This window comes from Pseudoalteromonas sp. Z1A6 (assembly GCF_011378745.1).
Taxonomy (GTDB): domain Bacteria; phylum Pseudomonadota; class Gammaproteobacteria; order Enterobacterales; family Alteromonadaceae; genus Pseudoalteromonas; species Pseudoalteromonas arctica.
Genome location: NZ_WTKW01000393.1, coordinates 1 through 3,550, shown reverse-complemented (window position 1 = coordinate 3,550; position 3,550 = coordinate 1). Strand labels below are relative to the sequence as shown.

At 40.9% G+C, this 3,550-nt stretch carries 3 protein-coding genes; 1 reads left to right on the top strand and 2 read right to left on the bottom strand.

The features are described 5' to 3' along the window. Window positions 1-466 (top strand): hypothetical protein (locus GQR46_RS17645; RefSeq protein WP_206009666.1); only part of this gene is annotated, 466 nt, incomplete at its 5' end. A gap of 102 nt (window positions 467-568) precedes the next feature. Here GQR46_RS17645 and GQR46_RS17640 read toward each other — a convergent pair. Together GQR46_RS17640 and GQR46_RS17635 are read right to left on the bottom strand one after the other, a co-directional pair. Beyond that, window positions 569-2,458 carry a monovalent cation:proton antiporter-2 (CPA2) family protein gene (locus GQR46_RS17640; protein ID WP_165741773.1) on the bottom strand — a complete coding sequence of 630 codons (1,890 nt, stop codon included), beginning with the start codon at window positions 2,456-2,458 and terminating at the stop codon, window positions 569-571. A 105-nt stretch (window positions 2,459-2,563) separates the two neighbouring features. Continuing rightward, window positions 2,564-3,463, bottom strand: a complete 900-nt coding sequence (locus tag GQR46_RS17635; protein ID WP_165741771.1) for a DUF4097 domain-containing protein — start codon at window positions 3,461-3,463, stop codon at window positions 2,564-2,566. Window positions 3,464-3,550: the final 87 nt, after the last annotated feature.

Here is a 3,550-nt window from a genome sequence, read left to right as displayed (position 1 = left end):
AAAAGCGAATTTAAAAAATAAAAATGAGATATACGATCATTACTTAAATAGGTTTCAAGAGCGTTTGAATAAATCCGGATCTACTGAAGACTTCGGGGTACTTGATATAGTGACAACTTTTTTTAATAGCTGGCAGCATAAACAATGGGCAAAAATTGTTCCTCTAATGTATCACCTAGTTGGAAAACATAAAGGTAAGGCAGCACGTGAGGTTAAGGAAAACTACTCTAAGTTTGAATTAAAGGACTATAGAATTATTGGATTTTCGAATGAGAACCCAAGTAGTGCAAGTGTGCAATCTATCTTAAGTGTTTTAACTCATGGGGAGCTTAAAAAATATACTATTAATTTAAGAATTAATTATTCTTGCGATGAGCTTCTAGCAATCCCGATTGGTCACCCAAACGGAACCTGGGGAATTGTCCAAAACTCATTGTCTGAAATTCTATTTAGTGGAAGGAGATAAACTAAAACAGTGGATTGAGTTTATACATCGCAATCCACTATTTTAGTCCATTTAATGCTGTTTTAGCACTATCCGCAGACACTACAAAACCAACTACCTAAATTACTCAAGATGAGCATCATCAGGCTTTTTCGGTTTACTCGCTACTTCTGTTAAGCCATCTTCGCAATCACCGCTGTCGCAGGTATTTAAATCGCTTTGTGCTTGTTTATCTTGTTGTAGCACATGTTTTAAATCTTCCATGCGTTGGCGCACTGCTACGCCGTAGCTGGCGTCGTCGCCCCATAATGCAGCAAGTTGTACTACTGCAGCGCGGTCGTGGTCTCTAAACAGTTTACCTGCACGCTCGGCATCTTGTTTAGTGTTACCTAGTAACTCGAGTGCTTCTACGGCAAGGTTAATAGCTGAGTCGACTGTTTCGCGGTTAAACGCATCTACTTTTAAATTAAGTAATTGATACGCATGGCGACGGTCGATTGCGCGGGCAACAATTTTAAGTTGCGGGTAGTTTTTATGGGCGAGCTTAATTATCTCTATGGTTTTATCGGGGTCGTCTATTGCTACTACCAACATTTGTGCGGTGTGCGCGCCTGCGGCTTCAAGGAGTTCTTGGCGTGCGGCATCGCCATAAAATACGGTGTTACCAAAACGGCGCAGTAATTCTATTTGGCTAGGGCTGTGATCAAGTACGGTAATTTCGTAGCCTTGAGCGTGCAGTAAGCGCCCCATAATTTGGCCAAAACGTCCGTAGCCGGCAATAATTACGTGTTTAGCGGTACTTATTTGTTCTGGCTTATCAAACTCAGGCATAGCACTGCTGCTGCGTTTTTGTATTTGCTCATAAACCATAAGTAGTAACGGCGCTATTAGCATTGATACTGCAACAACTAAGGTAACAAGACTGGTTTGCTCGGGCGTTAAAATGCTTAAGGTGGTGGTTACGCTTAAAAGTACAAAGGCAAACTCACCCCCTTGGGCAAGCGCTAAGGCAAATAATAACTGCTGTTTACTGTTAATTTTAAAGGTAACGGCAAGGGCAAATAAAATGCAGGCTTTAACTACAATAAGTAAAACCACTAAGCCTATAACGGTACTAAACTCGTTAAATAGCAGCTCAAAGTTAATTGATGCGCCAACAGTTATAAAAAACAATCCTAAAAGTAAGCCTTTAAAGGGTTCTATATCGGCTTCTAATTCGTGTCTAAATTCGCTCTCGGCAAGTACAACGCCTGCTAAAAAAGTCCCCAGCGCAGGCGATAAACCAATACTTTGCATAACCAGTGCAATAGCGACTACTAAAAAGAGTGCAAAAATAGTAAATATTTCACGCATGTGGGTTTGGGCAATGTATCTAAATAACGGCGCCGATACATATTTACCGCCGGCAATAATAGCGGCAATAACCGCAACCGAAACACATACTTGTTGCCATACAGGCCAGCCTGCAATAATCGAATCGCTGATTTCTTTTGTGCTAGTTTGCGGGGCAAATGCAAGCAGTGGCAATAGGGCTAAAATAGGGATAATTGCGATGTCTTGAAACAGCAATACCGAAAATGCGTTTTGTCCGGCTTCTTGTTTTAGCCAGCCTTTTTCTTCAAGGCTTTGCAGCACAATAGCAGTAGAGGAGAGCGCGAGCATTAAACCAATGGCGAGTGCGGTTTGCCAATGCATGGCAAAAAACCAATAACAAAATGCAAATATAGCCGCTGCCGATAACACAACCTGTAAGCCGCCAAGTCCTAAAATAGAGTGGCGTAATGTCCATAAACGCGAAGGTTGTAGCTCAAGGCCCACTAAAAACAGCATCATTACTACGCCAAATTCAGCGAAGTGCATTACATCGGTTTGATCGCCCACAACACCCAGCGCATAAGGGCCAATGAGAATGCCGGCAATTAAATAACCTAACACAGAGCCAAGTCCGACTCGTTTTGCAATAGGGACAGCTACTATGGCTGCTGCTAAGTAAATTAAAGCAATTTCTAACACGCGTTTATCCTAAGTCATTCTATTTATGCTCAAGGTATTTGAGCATAAATAGAATGACTTAGGTTCTTATAAAATACAATGATTCATGTGGCTGAAAATGCTAAATTAGTCAGTTACTTTTACTGAACCGCTAATATTATCGATACTTACATCGCCCGAGCCTGACTCAGTAATAGTCAGCCCCTTTGCATGGTTAACGCGAATATCACCCGAACCGTCTTCAATTGTTACGCTTGAGCCAATATGCTCAATGATCATGTCGCCAGAGTTATCATCAACATTAACTGCACCGCTAATATGGCTTATTACTAAATCACCCGATCCATCTTCAACGTTTAGCGAACCAGTTATGCTGCTCACGTGCATTTCGCCAGAACCATCGTCAATAGTTACATTGCCGCTTACGTTGTTTATATGAATACTGCCAGAGCCGTCGGTTAATTCTAAATTACCTGCGATGTTTTCAAGGTTTACTTCACCTGAGCCATCGTCAACAGTTAGGTTTTTAGCACTGCTTATAGTTAAGTCCCCCGAGCCGTCTTTTACATCAATATTGCTTTGCATAGCATTTATTAAAATGTCGCCAGAGCCATCATCAATATCTAAATTTAGATTACTTGGCACAGTAACCACTAAATTAATACTTGGAGATTGGCCACTGTAAAAGCTAATGCCATTACGGCTTTTATTTTGGGCAACAAGCTTTGCCTGTTTACCGTCTTGCTCGAGCGTTAGCTCGTATTCGTATTCGTCTTCAATGTCGGCTGTGTAAATAGTGGCATCAACACTAATGCTGGTGGCTGTTTGTGAGCCTTTTATTTCAAGGTTGCCTGCGCCACTTAAAACATTTAAATACTCAAGATTGTTGCTAGGCAATGTGAGCTGTTGTGTTTGTTTTACAGACGCCACGCTTGGCGATATGTGAAACACACAACCACTTAATAATAAAATACCGCTAATTAGCGAAAGTGGTTTTGTAATGCGAGAGACTGTTGATGAACTCATATTTAATCCTTTGATCTTTATTGTTTGAATTTAGTATGAGTACAATAGAGCAAAAAGGAGACCAAAAGTTAATCCTTTGTTTTATAT

Coding starts and splice junctions, on each gene's coding strand:
- GQR46_RS17635 (WP_165741771.1), bottom strand. CDS start 3,463: ATGAGTTCATCAACAGTCTCTCGCATTACAAAACCACTTTCGCTAATT.